Source organism: Cupriavidus taiwanensis (genome assembly GCF_900249755.1).
GTDB lineage: Bacteria > Pseudomonadota > Gammaproteobacteria > Burkholderiales > Burkholderiaceae > Cupriavidus > Cupriavidus taiwanensis_D.
This window is the reverse complement of the sequence record NZ_LT976854.1, coordinates 2034998-2050536: the sequence shown is the minus strand read 5'-3', so window position 1 is coordinate 2050536 and position 15539 is coordinate 2034998. Positions and strand designations below refer to the sequence as shown.

The following is a 15539-nucleotide window of genomic DNA, read 5'->3' as shown; positions in this document are numbered from 1 at the left end:
GCCGATGCCGGCGCGCGCGGTATATCTTGCGAAGTAGCAGGCACCGCACGCCGGCCGGTGTGAGGAACCGGCCCATCCCCGTTCCTTTATTCACCGGTGCAGGGAGACTGACGGATGTTCCAGACGCACAGCGATGTTCCGCCCGCTGCCCGGCGCGCGTTGACCGCGGGGCGTGCCGGCACTCGATGGTGCCGCCGCGCGGGCCGGCTGGCGGCGATCGTGCTGGCCGGCCTGATCGGCACCGCGGTGCTGGGCGGCTGCGCCAGCCTGCCGGCGCAGGCCGGGCGCACCCCGTCGACCGCGCCGGCCAATACCAGCGACACGCCCCTGGGCAAGGTGCTCGCGCCGCGCCTGGCCAAGCGCCCGGGCGAGTCGCTGTTCTACCCGCTGCAGTCCGGCCCCGACGCGCTCGCCGCGCGGCTGGCGATGGCGCGCGCGGCGCAGCGCAGCCTGGACCTGCAGACCTATATCTTCGAGCCGACCGGCACCGGCGCAGCGGTGCTGGGCGACATCCTCGACGCGGCCGACCGCGGCGTGCGCGTGCGCATGCTGCTCGACGACCTGCATACCGGCGGGCTGGACAAGGTCCTGTCCGCGATCGACTCGCATCCCAATATCGAAGTGCGGCTGTTCAACCCGTTCGCCAACCGCAGCGTGCGCTGGCTCGAAATGCTCGTCAGCTTCAACCGCCTGGACCGGCGCATGCACAACAAGACGATGACGGTGGACAACCAGATCACGCTGCTGGGCGGGCGCAATGTCGGCGACGCGTATTTCTCGGCGCGCACCGACATGGACTTCAGCGACCTCGACGTGCTGGTGGCCGGGCCGGCCGTGCCGCAGGTGTCCGCCGTGTTCGACGAATACTGGAACGACGCCTCGTCCTATCCCGTGGTGGCACTGATCCCCGCAGGCAAGGAGACGCCGGTGGAGATGCGCAGCCTGCGCAAGCGGCTGGAGGCGCGCGGCGACCAGGCGGTGGCCAGCCCCTACGTGCAGGAGCTGCTGGATTCCGGCCTGGCCAAGGGAATCGAGAGCGGCCATATGCCCGGCTACTACGGCAAGGCCGTGGTGGTGTCCGACAAGGCCGCCAAGATCACCCACCAGACCCACGACGACCCCGGCCACGCCACCGCCCGGCTGGAGAAGATGATCAGCGCCGCGCAGAAGGAGGTGCTGCTGATCTCGCCCTACTTCGTCCCCGACGACGACGGCGAAGCGTGGCTGATCGCGCTGGCGCGGCGCGGCATCCGCGTGCGCATCCTGACCAACTCGTTTGCCGCCACCGACGTCAGCCCGGTGCACGCGGGCTACGCGCCGCACCGCAAGGCGCTGGTGGCCGCCGGCGTCGAGCTGTACGAGCTCAAGCCCAGCGCCTATGCCGAGCTGGCCAACCGCGGCAAGGCCGCGCGCGGCTCGCGCTCGCGCGCCTGGCTGTCGTCCAGCCGCGCCAGCCTGCACGCCAAGAACTACATCGTGGACCGGCGCCTGGTGTTTATCGGCTCGCTCAACATGGACCCGCGTTCGGCCAGGCTGAATACCGAGATGGGCGTGGTGCTCGACAGCCCGGCGCTGGCCGAGCGCATGACCCGGTCCACCGAGGACGGCCTGCTCGACATGGCCTACCGCGTCGGCCTGCAGACCGATGGCGACGGCGGCAACCCGCGCCTGACCTGGACCACGCGCGAGAAGGGCAAGCTGGTGGTCTACGACAGCGAGCCCGGCATGGGCCCGCTGCAGCATCTGGGGATTGGCGTGTTGCGTGTGCTGCCGATCAAGGAAGAGCTTTAAAACGGACCCGGTGCGCGCCAGGCGGCTTTCCTGAACCGCGGTTTGGGGGTATTTTTTGCGGCACCGTAGCTCCCCTCCAGAGGACACCCATGAAAGCTGCAGTGCTGCATCAACCCAAGACGCCGCTGGTGATCGAAGACGTGGCCATCGGCAAGCCCGGACCGCGCGAAGTGCTGGTGCGCACCGCCGCCGTCGGCGTGTGCCACTCGGACCTGCACTTCGTCGACGGCGCCTATCCGCACCCGGTCCCCACCATCCCGGGCCACGAGGCCGCCGGCGTGGTCGAGCAGGTCGGCTCGGAAGTCCGCACGGTCAAGCCCGGCGACCACGTGATCACCTGCCTGTCGGCCTACTGCGGCCACTGCGAGCATTGCCTGACCGGCCACCTGTCGCTGTGCACCGAGCCCGATACGCGCCGCCGCGAAGACCAGGAGCCGCGCCTGCTGGCGCCGCAGGGCAAGGCCATGCACCAGTTCCTGAACCTGTCGGCGTTCGCCGAGCAGATGCTGATCCACGAACACGCGCTGGTGGCGATCCGGCGCGACATGCCGCTGGACCGCGCCGCGCTGATCGGCTGCGCGGTGACCACCGGCATGGGGGCCGTGATCCATACCGCGAAGGTGCAGCCGGGCGAGACCGTCGCCGTGATCGGCTGCGGCGGCATCGGCCTGGCCACGGTCAACAGCGCCGCCATTGCCGGCGCCGGCCGCATCATCGCCATCGACCGCGTGCCCGGCAAGCTGGAACTGGCGCGCAAGTTCGGCGCCACCGACGTGATCGATGCCAGCGAAGACAACGTGGTGGACGCCGTGCGCGCCCTCACCGGCAGCGGCGTGCACCATGCCTTCGAAGCCATCGGCCTGAAGCAGACCACCGAGCAGGCCTTTGCCATGCTGCGCCGCGGCGGCACCGCCACGGTCATCGGCATGATCGCGCCGGGCGTCAAGATCGAGCTCAAGGGCAGCGATTTCCTCGGCGAGAAGCGCATCCAGGGCTCGCTGATGGGCTCCAACCGCTTCCCCGTGGACATGCCGCGCATGGTCGATTTCTACATGGCCGGCCGCCTGCACCTGGACGAGCTGATCGCGCAGCGGCTGCCGCTCGAGCGCATCAACGACGCCTTCGACGAACTGCGCCGCGGCGAACTGGCGCGCTCGGTGATCCTGTTCGACTAGGCGCATCGCCAGGCCGGCGGGGGGCGGTGGAGGGCCGGTGCAGGGGCCGCTGCACCTTCGCCGGCCCTGTGGGACAATCGCGGCGCACCGCAATCACGAGGCGCCGCATGAAGACCATCGAATGGAAAGACTGGGAGATTTTCTGCCGCGTGGTGGAAGGCGGCGGCTTTACCCAGGGGGCAGAGCTGGCCGAGGTGCCCAAGTCTTCCGCCAGCGCCGCGGTGGCGCGGCTAGAGAGCCAGCTCGGCGTGCGGCTGTTCGAACGCACCACGCGCCGCGTGCGCGTGACCGAGCGCGGCCAGCGGCTGTACGAGCGCGTGGCGCCGCTGTTTGCCGAGCTGCATGAAATCAGCGCCGAGGCCGCCTCGGACAGCGCCGAAGTCAGCGGCCTGCTGCGCATCTCCACCCCGTATGAAGTCGGCTCGCAGCACCTGTCGGAAAGCCTGACGCGCGTGCTGCGCGCCCACCCCGGGCTGCGCGTGCAGGTCGACGTCAGCTGGGACCAGCCCGACCTGGTGCGCCACGGCTATGACCTGGCCTTCGTGATGACCGACACCGCGCTGCACGACACCTCGTTCGCCAGCAAGCGGGTGGTGCTGGTCGAGCGCGCCTTCTACGCCGCGCCCGCGCTGATCAAGGCGCGCGGCCTGCCGCGCACGCCGCAGGACCTGCAGGGCTGGCCCACGCTGGGCAACGCCGACGACCGGCACTGGGAGTTCCTGCGCGACGGCGTCGAGATCGCGCGCCTGGAGGTGGCGCCTCGCATCAGCACCCACAACGCCGAGCTGCGGCTCAAGGCTGCGCTCGACGGGCTGGGCGTGACGCGGCTGTCGCCGCGCTTCGTGCAGGACGCGGTGGCGCAGGGGCAGCTGGTGCGCGTGCTGCCGGCCTATGCCTCGTCGCCGCTGAAGGTCTATGTCCTGATGCCGGCGCGCAAGCTGATGCCGGCCAGCGTGCGGGTGCTGCTGGACATGCTGGAGCAGACCCTGGGCGTGCCCGAGACGCGGCGCCCGGCCGGCAAGCGGCGCGAGAGCGCATAGCCGCTGCCCATCCCGCGCACGCCGTGCAAGGCCCCGGCGTCGCGATCAAAAAGGCTGATCCGCCGGCCGCACGTCGAAGCGCAGGATCTCGGCCAGGTCCAGCATCTCCTCGTCGTCCTCGCTGCGCGTGATCCAGCCGGCGTAGGCGTCGCCGCCGGTATCCCAGTTCCACAGCGTATAGCCGGCCACGCGCAGCTGGTTGTGCGCCAGCTCCATCAGCTCCGGCACGCTGGTGCTCTCCAGGAAGGCCTCGTCCTCGGGGTCGTCGGTACCCCAGTCCAGCTCCAGGTCCATGCGTTCGCACAGCTGGTTCAGGCAGCCGATAAAGGACTGCGCATCCTTCCAGTCGACGAAGAAGCCGGACTGCCAGTCGATCACCTCGCGGACCACCCACAGCAGTTCCGGCCCTTCGGTGTCGTCGTCCTCGGCATCGAGCAGGGCATCCTCGAACATCGCCAGCTGCGCCGAAGTCTGGGCGCTGTCGTCAAGGTTGATCAGGGCGAAGAAACGCGCGATCGCGTCCTGCGTGTCGTCGTCCAGCGGTGTGGCCATCTTTTTTCTCCGGTTGCCGCGGCGCGCTAGGCCGCGATGCGGATGATCTCGCGTTGGCCCGCCGGTGTCACGCGCAGCGCGCGCGAAGTGCGCGTCGGCTCGACCCAGCCGCGCGCCAGCAGGCTGCCCAGCAGCGCCGCGCCCAGCGCGCCGCCCAGGTGCGGCTTGCGCTCGCTCCAGTCCGGGCAGGTGCAGGCAAACTGCCGCCGCTTGCGGCGCGCCGCATCCACATCCACGCCCAGCCTCGCCAGCGCCTGCGCGCCGTCACCGCTGAGCTCCAGGCGCTGCCCGTCCAGCATCAGCCAGCGCGACTGCGTCATGCGCTCGAACAGGCCCACCGCCAGCTCCCCCGCCAGATGGTCATAGCAGGTGCGCGCCTGCCGCAGCGCCGGCGGCGCCGTGCGCGACACCGGCACCGCGCGCAGCCGCGGCGGCTGGCTCGCCAGCGACGCCGACGCCAGCGCCTCGATCGCCACGCCGATCTCCGGCGCCGCCAGCCGGTAATAGCGGTTGCGCCCACGCGTCTCCGCCACCAGCAGCCCGCCTTCGGACAGCCGCGCCAGGTGCCCGCTGGTGGAAGACGCCGACAGGCCCGCGATCAGTGCCAGCTCGCCCGCGGGGCGGGCGCTGCCGTCCATCAGCGCCCATAGCATGGCGGCGCGGCCGGGGTCGGCGAGCAGGCTGGCGAGGTGGCTGATGCCGGGGGTGTAATCCATGGTTTGGGGTGGGGTGGAGGGTTTGATGCGGAGTATAGGACCGGGCAGCGGCGAAGCGCAAAGCAATCGAGTGGTTGCATTCGAATGAAGCGCTTACGAGAAAAGGCCCACGCGATAACGACTTCGGGCGGCTTGCCGCGCCGATCGGCCGCGAAGAGAAGACCTGGTCAGAGATTATGAAGCGCTCGGCATCAAGCCTGGCTAAGCCGTGCTGGCAGAAGCGTCGGAGAACCAGCGCAGCAGCATCGGATTGACTTCCTGCCAGCGCTCGAATTGCACCCAATGCCCGGCCGCCGGGATTACGCACCAGTCCCGGTGGCTTGCGCTGGAGGCCAGCTGCTGGGCGGCCTCCACCGGCACGGCGGTGACGTCATGCTCGCCCCACATCAGCAAGGTCGGCCGGCGGTATGCCGCTAGCAAGTTGCCGAGGCTTGCCTGGCGCGAGATCGTGCGGCTGCGGAAACGGGTTGCCTTGCATGCCTGCTCATGGACGGCCATGGCGAGTCCGTCGGCGAGTTTCTCGTCGTGCAGCATCAGTGCCAGCAGGTTGTGGCGCAACCGGCGCCGCATTTCGTGCTCGTCATCGATGCGCCAGTCCTGCATGGGCTGGCCTTGGCGCCGCGCGCCGCCATGGCCCGCCGGGCCCAGCAGGGCAAGCCGCGTGACCCGGGGCCGTCGCGCCGCAATGTGCGCGGCGACCAGCGCCCCGAAGGAGAAGCCGGCGATGGCAATCTCGCTGTTTTCGCCGACGAGGTGGTCGAGCGTGGCAATCAGGGCCTGCACCAGGCGCTCGAGCCGGTCGGGGGCATGGTCGTCGCCGGCCAGCGCATCGGAGTCGCCGAAGCCCGGCATGTCCGCCAGCCACAGCGTATGCCGCGCGGCCAGCGCCTCGATATTGCGCACCCAGTGCATCCAGTTGCCGTGGCCGCCATGAAGCAGCACCAGCGGCGGACCTTCGCCAAAGCGGCGCCATACCACGTTGCGCCCGAGGTGCGCCACGTCGTGGCGAACGCCCATGCGCTCGAGCCGGGCCAGTAAACCTGCATCATCCGCGGCATGGAGATCGGCTGCGCGCGTGGTCATGCTCTGAGCACCAGCGCATCGACAGCGAGCACACCCTGGCCTTCGGGCAGGACCATCATGGGATTTACCTCCGCCTCGGCAATGCGCAACTGCGGCTTGCATGCGAGCTGCGACAGCGCGCTGACGGCCTGCGCGAGCGCATCGAGGTCGCCGCGCTGCCTGCCGCGCAGGCCCGCTACGGTTTGCAGCGCCTTCACTTCGGCGATCATCTCGCGTGCGACCTCGACGCTGACCGGGGCGAGCCGGATGCTGCGGTCACGCGCGACTTCGGCCCAGATGCCACCGGCGGCAAGCATGATCACGGGGCCGGCTTCGGGGTCGACGCGATAGCCCACCAGGACTTCAGCCAGCCCGCGGGTCATGGGCTGCACCAGCACTTCGTCGCACGGCGTGCCGGGCGCGCGCTCGGCCAGGTTCTGCCGCAGCGTGGCCAGCGCGGCGTCCAGGCCGGCGTGGTCCTGGATGCCCAGCACCACGCCGCCGACCTCGGTCTTGTGCGGGATCTGCGCGGAGCAGACCTTCGCCACCACCGGGAAGGCAAAGGGTAGTTTGTCTGCGGGGCCAGCGAGGGGCATGGTCACGGCGGGGGCGTGCGGCACGCCCAGTTCGCCGAGGATTGCATACGCCTGCGCTTCGCTCAGCGCAGCGGCGCGCGCAGCGCTCGCGCCCCGCACTGTCGGCTGCGCGCCGGGTGTCCTGCGCGCCAGCAGCGCGGCGATGGCGTCCGCGCAGGCCTCGGGCGAGCGGAAGCAAGGCACCTCTGCCGCGGTCAGCGCGGCGAGTGCTTCGGGCGCGTCGGGCACCAGCATCGCCGCCAGCGGCTTGGTCCGGTCCGCGCTGTCGATGATGGGCTTGACCGCAAGCTGCGGCTGGAAGCGTGCGGACGAACCGACCACCGCCAGCACGATATCGAATTCCGGCGCCTCGAACATGATGTCGAGCGCGCCCTTCATCACGTTGTAGTTGGTGCCGGCCAGGGTCAGGTCGAGCACGCGGCCCGCCGACACGGCGATGCCCGCTGCCGCCAGCTTCTCCAGCGTGGCCGCTGAGGCCGGCTCCACCACCACGTCGCGGATGCCGAGCTGGTCCACCACCATCGCCGCGCCGCCGCCCGTGGTGGTCACCACGCCCACGCGGCGCAGCGGCGCACCGGCGCCGTGCAGCGGGATGCGCCTGGCGAGCGGGAAGGCCTCGAGAAGCGCTTCGAGCACGCCGACGCGGGCAATGCCGAGATCCTTGAGAAAGGCATCGGCGATATCGTCCTCGCCGGCCAGCGCGCCGGTATGGGTGGCTGCCATCTCGGCCGCGGCGGCCGAACGCCCGAGCTTGTAGGCAATTACAGGCTTGCCCCGCCTTGCCGCCTCCAGCGCGAAGGCGCGCAGATTGTCGCCGTGGCGCAGGCTCTCCAGGAACAGCAGGTAGCCGTCGATGGCGGGATCGTCCAGCGTGGCCATGCAGATCTCGCCCACGCACAGGTCCGATTCGCTGCCCACCGACACCAGCCCGGCAAAGCCGACGCCGCGCGCCTTGCCGCGCGATACCAGGGCGCCGAGCATGCTGCCGCTGTGCGAGGCCACGAACACGCGGCCCTGCGGCAGTTCCGGCTCGGCGAAGGCCGCGTTGGCGGTCAGCACCAGGCCAGCGCGCGGGTTGACCACGCCAAGGCTGCTGGGGCCAAGCACGCGAGTCTCGCCGTGCTCGCACAGCGCGCGCAACGCGGCTTCGCGCGCCGCGCCTTCGGCGCCGGCTTCCGAGAAGCCGCTCGCCAAAATGGTGACCACCTTCACGCCGAGCCGGGAGCATTCGCGCACCGCATCCGGCACCGTGTCGGTCGGCGTCAGGATAAACACATGCTCGGGGACTTCGGGCAATGCGGCCAGGCTCGCATACGCCGCTTCGCCCTGCACCGTGCTGCGGTTGGGGTTGATCGGGTAGATGTTGCCCGCGTATCCCGCCGCACGCAGGAACTTCAGCGGCCGCCCGGCGGTCTTGGCCGCGTCGTCCGAGGCGCCGAACAGCGCCACGCTGCGCGGGGCCAGCAGCGCCTGGGCCAGTGCGGGGTCCACGTGGAAGGGAGCGGTGTTTCTGGTGTTCATGGATTGCCTTTGATGCCTGCCTGTCTTGTCTTTGTATATCCGCTAACCGCCCGGGGCGAAAGCGCCGGTCAGCCTGCCTTGGGCCCGCGCTGCGGGAACGTGCGCTCGAAGACGCCTTCCGCGATGCGGTTCTTCAGCATCTCGATCGAGCCCCCGGCAATCATCCAGCCGCGGATCCGGCGCAGGCAGTATTCCACGATCGATTCCTGGCTGTAGCCCATGCCGCCCATGATCTGCAGCGCCTCGTTGGCAACGTCCCAGCCAGCCTGGTTGCAGGCCAATTTGGCCATGGCGGTGCTGTGGGCCGAGGGCAAGCCGTGCTCGCCTTCCATCGCGGCGCGATACAGCAGCAACTGCGCCGATTCCAGCTTGAGCGCCATCTCCGCGAATTTCCACTGTACGCCCTGGAATTCGCACAGGTCGCGCCCGAACTGCTTGCGGATGCGTGCGTGCTCGCGCGCCACGTTGAAGCAATGGCGGCCGAGCGCCAGCGAGCGCGACGAATTGCCCAGGCGCTCGACGTTGAAGCCGGAAATCTGGCGCTTGAAGCCGCCCTCGCCGAGCAGCAGGTTGCCGGCGGGGATGCGGCAGTCCTCGAAGTAAAGCTGGCACCATTCCTCGCCGCTCATGAACTTCGACGGCTCGCCGACCTCGAAGCCCGGCGTGCCGCGCTCCACCAGCACTGATCCGATGCCGCCCACGCCCGGGCCGAAGCGCACATAGACCAGGAACAGCTCGGCCTCCGGGCTGTGGGTCGAGAAAATCTTGCTGCCGTTGATCACATAGTGCTCGCCGTCGCGGCGCGCGGAAGTCTTCAACTCGGTCACGGCGGAGCCGGCATCCGGCTCCGTCATGCCCAGCGCAATCAGCTTCCTGCCGGCCAGCAGGTCCGGCAGGAAGCGTGCCTTCTGTTCGGCGCTGGCGTATTCGACAAAGGTGCGGATGGGGCCGAAATTGCCCGCCTGCACGATGTCGGCGCTCTTCGGGCAGACCAGTGCGATCTCCTGGATCGCGATCACCGCGTGCATCAGCGTGCCGCCCTGGCCGCCGTCTGCTTCGGCAAAGGCGATGCCGAGCAGGCCTTGCTCGGCCAGCATGCGCGCCACTTCCCACGGGTACTGCGCGGAATGGGCGCGCTCCAGCGCCCCGGCGGCGAGCCGGTCCTGCGCGAAGCGGCGCACCGATTCGGCGAATGCCTGATGTTCTTCGCTGAGTTCAAAGTTCATATTCGTTCTCTTGGATTCGGATCGTTGACAGGGTCAGGATCGGTGATATCGGGAACGTTGTGAACTTCGCGTTTGGCCCGCAGCCAGAACAAAAACTCATGCCAGCGGCGCCGCGCGGCCCGGTTGGACGACCTGTGGCTCAGGGTTCGGTGGCCTCGGCTCTCTCGCGCGCCACCGTCTCCAGCAACCATTCGCGGAACGCCGCCACCTTGCGCGATTCGCGCTGCACGGCGGGACGCACGAGGTAATGGCCCTTGTCGCGCGTCAGCGGCAGCGCGAACGGTCGCACCAGCCGGCCATCGTCGAACTCGGCCTTCAGCATCGCGGTCTGCCCGATTGCAATGCCCAGTCCGTCCAGCGCGGCCTGCCACGTCAGCACCGAACTGCCGAAGCTCATGCGCTCGGTGCCGTGCGCGATGTCGGCCAGGCCGGCAAAGGCAAGCCAGTCGTCCCAGTCGGTGCGCCGGTAGTGCGACACCAGCAGGCGGTGGCGCAGCAGCGGCTCCAGCCTGCCCCGCGGCGCGCGGTGCGCGCGCAGGTAAGCCGGCGTGCAGACGGGCTCGATCTTGTCATGGAACAGCAGCTCGGCACTGACCCGTGGCCAGCGTCCGTCGCCGTACTGAATCGCGACATCGGCGGGGTCGCGGTCGAAATCCACATCCGGGATGGCGTTGTCGATGCGGACCTCGATGCTGGGATACTGCTTCTGGAAATCTGGCAGCCGCGGGATCAGCCACTTGGCGGCGAAGGTGGTGTAGGTGCGGACCCGCAATGCGCCCTGCGACGTGCTGCGCAACAGTCGCGCGGTGGCATTGGCGATGGCATCGAACGCAGGCACGACCTCTTCGGCGTAAGCCTGGCCGGCACGCGTCAGCGTGACGCCGTGCCGTTCGCGGCGGAACAGTTCCACGCCAAGATAGCCTTCAAGGACCGCAATCTGCCGGCTTACCGCCGATTGCGAGACATGCAGTTCCTGCGCAGCCAGCGTGAGGTTCTGGGTGCGGGCAACGACTTCGAAAACCCGCAACGGGTTCATGGGTGGGATACGCCGCGCCATCGGTTTGCATGCCTGTAGGTGGGTGTTGATTATATCGGCCAGGCAACGCGGGGCGCGACGGGATTACCCGCACCCTGTTACGGCAACGAGATCGCGGAGTCGAGCTGCCACAGGCGCTGCAGCAGGTCCGTTGCCGCCGACGCACCCAGTACCGGCGCGGCGAGCTCGAGGAACTTGTCGTTGAGCTCGGCGTCGCTGAGCGGCTCCTCCGGATCGCCCTTACGGTTGGGCTGCAGGTATTCCAGCTCCCGGCCATCGCGGGTCCGCACCGTGACACGCGCCGCGCGCTGGCCGGGGAACGCGGCATCGAGCCGGGGGTCGACCTGCAGTTCGATACCGCTCATCAACGCTCGGATGGCGGGGTCGGCAAGACGTTGCGGGGTAAACGCGGCGAGCCGCACGCTGCCATGAATCAGCGCACTTGCCATGGCATAGGGCAGGCTGAAGCGGGCTTCGGCGGCGGTGCGCGGATTGCGGTTGCCGGCGACCTCCAGCGCCGGTCCGTAGGTGGCCACGCGCACGCTCTCGATCTCGTCCACGCTGAATCGGTGCTCGCGCTGCAGCGCCAGCGCACCATCGATGGCGGCAAAGGTGTGGCCGCAGCAAGCGTGGTTCTTGAAGGTCATCTGCGTGATGTGGTACTCGCGGCCCAGCGTCGCGGCAGCGGCCGCCCAGTCCGGGCCGTCGCTCATGGCTCGCCCGAGGCCGGCGTCGCCATCGATCACGTCCAGCGAGCCGGTGACCCCAGCGTCGGCAGCCAGTGCCGCCAGCAGCCCGCCTTCGGCGGCGCGGCCGGCATGCAGCGGCTTGGACATCGAGTCCATGCGGAACGCCTGCTGCAGCCCCGCGGCGCAGGTCGCGCAAGTTGCCAGCGCATGCGCGCTCCGGCTGGCGTCCAGCTTCAGGATGGCGGCCGCGGCCGCCGCCGCGCCAAAGGTCCCGACCGTGCCGGTGTTGTGCCAGTAGCGGTAATGGGTGCGGCCCATGGCGGCGCCGATGCGGGTCGACACCTCGTAGCCGACGATTACGGCGCGCAAGAAGTCCATGCCGCTGACCTGGCGCTGCTGCCCCGCGGCGAGTGCGGCGGCAATGGTCGGCGCGCCGGGATGATAGATGGCGTGCTTGTAGATATCGTCGACCTCGACCGTGTGCGCGGCGGTGCCGTTGATCAGCGCGGCCGTCCTGGCGCTGGCACTGCGTCCCAGCGCCAGGCGCGCGCGGCCCCGGTCGAGGTCGTCGGCGAGCGCCCGTTCCAGCAGCGTCGCCGGCGCCTCGACCGCGCCAGGAATCAGCGCGGCGTACCAGTCGACCACCGCACGCTTGGCGTGATGGATGACTTCCGGGGCGTCGACCCCCGCGCCGGGATTGGCCGCGTAGGCCGCAAAGGTCTCGATGATCGTCATGGTGTTGGTCTGCGCGCGCACGGGCGCAACGTGGCTGGAGCCTGATCGTCGCCGACGGGGGGCCGGACGAGAACTTCCAATTGCGGAACGAGCCATGACTTTTTGGAAGGGCCATGGCGTTTGCATGGTGTTCTCTCCAGGGTTGAGTTTTTATCATTCCACACAACGGAATCGGAATTTCTCCTGCGCGCCGCAATCGCCCACTATTGCGCTGGAACCGACTGCCCGCACGGGCCTGCCGCAATGCGGCACGAAGCGAGCGGCAAAGCGCCCGGTCCGCATCAAAGGCGTCCGCATTCCCGATCACAATGGAGACAACAATATGCAACCCCTTCACACGTCCAGAGGCGCAGTGGCTGGCATCCTGCTGGCGCTGGCCCTGGCCCCGACCGCAGCCTTGGCCGCCGGTGCCTACCCGTCCGAGCCGATCCGCATCATCGTCGGCTACCAGGCCGGCGGTCCGACCGACCTCACGGCGCGGCTCCTGGCCAGCAAGTTGCAGGCGTCGATGGGCCAGCCCGTGGTCGTGGAGAACAAGGTCGGCGCCGGCTCGAACATTGCCTCGGAGTATGTCGCGTCGGCCGCGCCGGACGGCTATACGCTGCTGCTGGCAGCGGCCCCGATCACCATGACCAAGTACCTGTACAAGGGACTGAAGTTCGATGTTCAGAAGAGCTTCGAGCCGGTCGCCAATGTCATGAACGCGCCGGCGGTGCTGGCGGTATCGACCAGATTGCCGGTGCGCGACCTGAAGTCACTGATTGCCCTGGCAAAGCAGCGTCCGGGCAGCCTGACGTTTGGCTCCAGCGGCGCGGGCGGGTCGCAGCACATGGCCGGCGAATTGCTCAAGCAGAAGGCGGGTATCGACATGCTCCATATCCCCTACAAGGGTGCCTCCGGGGCCCTGACCGACCTGATGGCCGGAACCGTCGACATGGTCTTCATGACCTCGATGTCGGCACTGCCGGCGCTGAAGTCCGGCAACCCGCGTGCGCTGGCGGTCGCGTCCAAGAAGCGCCTGCCGCAGATGCCGCAGCTTCCTACCATGGATGAAGCGGGCCTGCCCGGCTTCGAAGCCGACTCCTGGAACGGGCTGCTGGCCCCGGCCGGCACACCCAAGCCGATTCTCGACCGCCTCAATGCGGAAGTGAACAAGGCGCTGGCGTCGCCGGACATGCGCGAGAAGCTCGAGTCGCAAGGCGCGATCGTGGTCGGCGGCTCGCGGGAGGAGTTCAGGCAGTACCTGAGGCAGGAAGTCGAGCGCTGGGGGGCGGTGTTCAAGACCGTGAAGATCGCGCTGTAGAGAAAGGGGGCTGCCGGCCGTATTGTGTCCGGTCGGCCGATACCGGTTTCGGGGATACGGTTGGCCCTGCAGAGTTTGTGCGCTCTGCAGGGCCTTTTTCTTTCCGCTCGAGCTGCAGCCCAAGAATTCCATTCAGTGGAATTGTGGGGCTGTGCAACGGCCCGCCAAGGCCTAAGCTCCCTGTAACAAAGAAACACGCCCGGCGCACGCAGTCCAACGCCCGCGGCGTCTCGAACTTGTTCCAGGAGACAAAGCATGTATCCGTACCGTACCCGGCTCTTCCGCTGGCTTGCCACCGCAGCCATCCCAACCCTGATGGCCGCGGCAGCCCCCGTGCCCGCGCTCGCAGCCTTCCCCGACAAGCCCATCCGCCTGGTGGTCCCGTTCGCCGCCGGCGGCGGCACCGACCTGGTGGCGCGTGCGATGGGCATCACCATGGGCGAGGACCTGGGCCAGCCCGTCATCGTCGAGAACAAGCCCGGCGGCGGCACCATCATCGGCACCGATGCGGTGGCCAAGAGCGCGCCCGACGGCTACACGCTGGTGATGGCGACGATGGCGCATGCGGTCAATCCCAGCCTGCACAGGAAGCTGCCGTTCGATACGGACAAGGCGTTCGCGCCGGTGATGCTGGTGGGGCGCTCGCCCAACGTGCTGGTGGTGAAGCCGGACAGTGCCATCAAGACCGTGCAGGACCTGATCGCAGCCGCCACGGCGAAGCCGGGCAAGCTCAACTATGCCTCGCAAGGGCCCGGCACTTCGGCGCACCTGGCCGGCGAGTTGTTCAAGAAGATGGCGAAGGTCGAGATGAACCACATTCCTTATCGCGGCGCCGGCCCGGCGATCACGGACCTGCTCGGCGGGCAGGTCGATGTGATGTTCGCCACCGCGGCGGCGGTCGCGCCGCACCTGGAGAGCGGCAAGCTGCGCGCGGTGGCGGTCACGACCGCGCAGCGCTCGCAGGCGCCGGCGCTTAGCAAGGTGCCGACGATCGCGGAAAGCGGTGTGCCCGGCTACGCGGCGGATAGCTGGTATGGCCTGTTCGTGCCGGCCGGCACGCCGCCAGCAGTGATCACGCGGCTGAACGCGGCGGCGAAAAAGGCGGTGCACACCGAAGCGTTCCGCAAGCGCGCCGAGCAGGAAGGGCTGGCCATCGGCGGTGGCACCCCGGACGAGTTCGGCCGCTACGTCAAGGCCGAGAGACAGCGCTGGAGCAAGGTCATCAAAGACGCCAACATCACGGCCGACTGAGCGCGGCACTCGCAAAAAACAGATCAGCTACACGGAACCGGACAGGACCATGGACAACTATTCCCTGATTGAACTGAAGATCGAGGCTGGCATCGCGCTGCTCGCCTTCAACCGCCCCGACAAGCGCAATGCCATGAGCGACGACATGCGCTCGGAATTCATTCACGCGCTGGAACGCGTGGCGGCAGACCAGGCCATCCGCGCGCTGGTGCTCACCGGCAACGGCAAGGGTTTCTGCGCCGGCGGCGACGTGGCCGGCATGCAGCGCCGCATGGAAGCGCCGCAGGGCGAGGTGGGCTTCAATGGCTGGAGCCGCCAGCAGCGCGTCCATCACACCGTCAAGCTGCTGCACACCATGCCCAAGCCCACCATCGCCGCGGTCAACGGCGCCGCGGCCGGGCTGGGTGCCGATACCGCGCTGTGCTGTGACTTTGTGCTGGCTTCCGAAGCGGCGTCGTTCTCGTGGTCCTATATCCATCGCGGGCTGATCCCGGACGGTGGCGGCATGTATTTCCTGCCGCGCCGGGTGGGGCTGTCGACCGCCAAGGAGCTGGTCTTCACGGGCCGCAAGGTCGAGGCGCAGGAAGCGAAGGCGCTCGGCATCGCCGATCGCCTGAGCCAGCCTGAAGCGCTGATCGACGATGCGCTGGCGTGGGCGGCAGAACTGAGCCAGGGCTCTGCCACTGCGATCGCCCTGGGCAAGAGCATCATGAACCAGTCCTTCGAACTGCCCGCCGACCAGGTCTTCGCCCAGGGCAGCCAGGCGCAGGGCATCTGCTACACCAGCAGCGAGCATCGCGACTCCGTGCTGGCATTCCTGAACAAGACCGCGGCCCGGGCCTGACA

13 protein-coding genes are annotated in these 15539 nt (G+C 68.8%); 6 read left to right on the top strand and 7 right to left on the bottom strand.

The window, feature by feature from the left end; translation table 11 throughout:
• The first annotated feature begins 114 nt into the window (after window positions 1-114).
• From CBM2594_RS24790 to CBM2594_RS24780, 3 genes are all read left to right on the top strand, one after another.
• Window positions 115-1791 (top strand): phospholipase D family protein, encoded by a 1677-nt coding sequence (locus CBM2594_RS24790; protein WP_116359414.1) that lies wholly within the window; start codon window positions 115-117, stop codon window positions 1789-1791.
• 89 nt (window positions 1792-1880) lie between these two features.
• Window positions 1881-2966, top strand: coding sequence for a Zn-dependent alcohol dehydrogenase (locus CBM2594_RS24785; RefSeq protein ID WP_116359413.1), 1086 nt, complete (start codon window positions 1881-1883; stop codon window positions 2964-2966).
• A gap of 107 nt (window positions 2967-3073) precedes the next feature.
• Window positions 3074-4006 (top strand): LysR family transcriptional regulator, encoded by a 933-nt coding sequence (locus CBM2594_RS24780; RefSeq protein ID WP_116359412.1) that lies wholly within the window; start codon window positions 3074-3076, stop codon window positions 4004-4006.
• 45 nt (window positions 4007-4051) lie between these two features.
• Here CBM2594_RS24780 and CBM2594_RS24775 read toward each other — a convergent pair whose 3' ends face one another.
• The 7 genes from CBM2594_RS24775 to CBM2594_RS24745 all read right to left on the bottom strand — a co-directional run bounded on the left by CBM2594_RS24775 (window position 4052) and on the right by CBM2594_RS24745 (window position 12139).
• On the bottom strand, window positions 4052-4558 hold the full coding sequence (locus CBM2594_RS24775) for a DUF6630 family protein (protein ID WP_116359411.1): 507 nt from the start codon (window positions 4556-4558) through the stop codon (window positions 4052-4054).
• A 26-nt stretch (window positions 4559-4584) separates the two neighbouring features.
• Window positions 4585-5274: an ArsR/SmtB family transcription factor gene (locus CBM2594_RS24770; protein WP_116359410.1), complete on the bottom strand. Its 690-nt coding sequence runs from the start codon at window positions 5272-5274 to the stop codon at window positions 4585-4587.
• Window positions 5275-5475: 201 nt separating this feature from the next.
• Complete coding sequence (locus CBM2594_RS24765; RefSeq protein ID WP_198048206.1) at window positions 5476-6357, bottom strand: alpha/beta fold hydrolase; 882 nt, start codon at window positions 6355-6357, stop codon at window positions 5476-5478.
• The gene (locus tag CBM2594_RS24760) at window positions 6354-8453 is read right to left on the bottom strand and encodes an acetate--CoA ligase family protein (RefSeq protein WP_116359408.1); all 2100 of its coding nucleotides are present in this window, start codon (window positions 8451-8453) and stop codon (window positions 6354-6356) included. The genes CBM2594_RS24765 and CBM2594_RS24760 overlap by 4 nt, the downstream gene beginning before the upstream one ends.
• Window positions 8454-8521: 68 nt before the next feature.
• Entirely contained in the window at window positions 8522-9679 is a 1158-nt protein-coding gene (locus CBM2594_RS24755) for an acyl-CoA dehydrogenase family protein (protein WP_116359407.1), read from the bottom strand.
• Between the two features lie 139 nt (window positions 9680-9818).
• Window positions 9819-10736: a transcriptional regulator GcvA gene (gene gcvA, locus CBM2594_RS24750; RefSeq protein WP_116359406.1), complete on the bottom strand. Its 918-nt coding sequence runs from the start codon at window positions 10734-10736 to the stop codon at window positions 9819-9821.
• 77 nt (window positions 10737-10813) lie between these two features.
• Window positions 10814-12139 (bottom strand): MmgE/PrpD family protein, encoded by a 1326-nt coding sequence (locus CBM2594_RS24745; protein WP_116359771.1) that lies wholly within the window; start codon window positions 12137-12139, stop codon window positions 10814-10816.
• Between the two features lie 94 nt (window positions 12140-12233).
• Here CBM2594_RS24745 and CBM2594_RS24740 point away from each other — a divergent pair, with 94 nt between their 5' ends.
• The 3 genes from CBM2594_RS24740 to CBM2594_RS24730 all read left to right on the top strand — a co-directional run bounded on the left by CBM2594_RS24740 (window position 12234) and on the right by CBM2594_RS24730 (window position 15537).
• Complete coding sequence (locus tag CBM2594_RS24740) at window positions 12234-13442, top strand: tripartite tricarboxylate transporter substrate binding protein (RefSeq protein ID WP_232346742.1); 1209 nt, start codon at window positions 12234-12236, stop codon at window positions 13440-13442.
• A gap of 255 nt (window positions 13443-13697) precedes the next feature.
• The gene (locus tag CBM2594_RS24735; protein WP_116359404.1) at window positions 13698-14693 is read left to right on the top strand and encodes a tripartite tricarboxylate transporter substrate binding protein; all 996 of its coding nucleotides are present in this window, start codon (window positions 13698-13700) and stop codon (window positions 14691-14693) included.
• 49 nt (window positions 14694-14742) lie between these two features.
• Entirely contained in the window at window positions 14743-15537 is a 795-nt protein-coding gene (locus tag CBM2594_RS24730; RefSeq protein ID WP_116359403.1) for an enoyl-CoA hydratase/isomerase family protein, read from the top strand.
• Window positions 15538-15539: the final 2 nt, after the last annotated feature.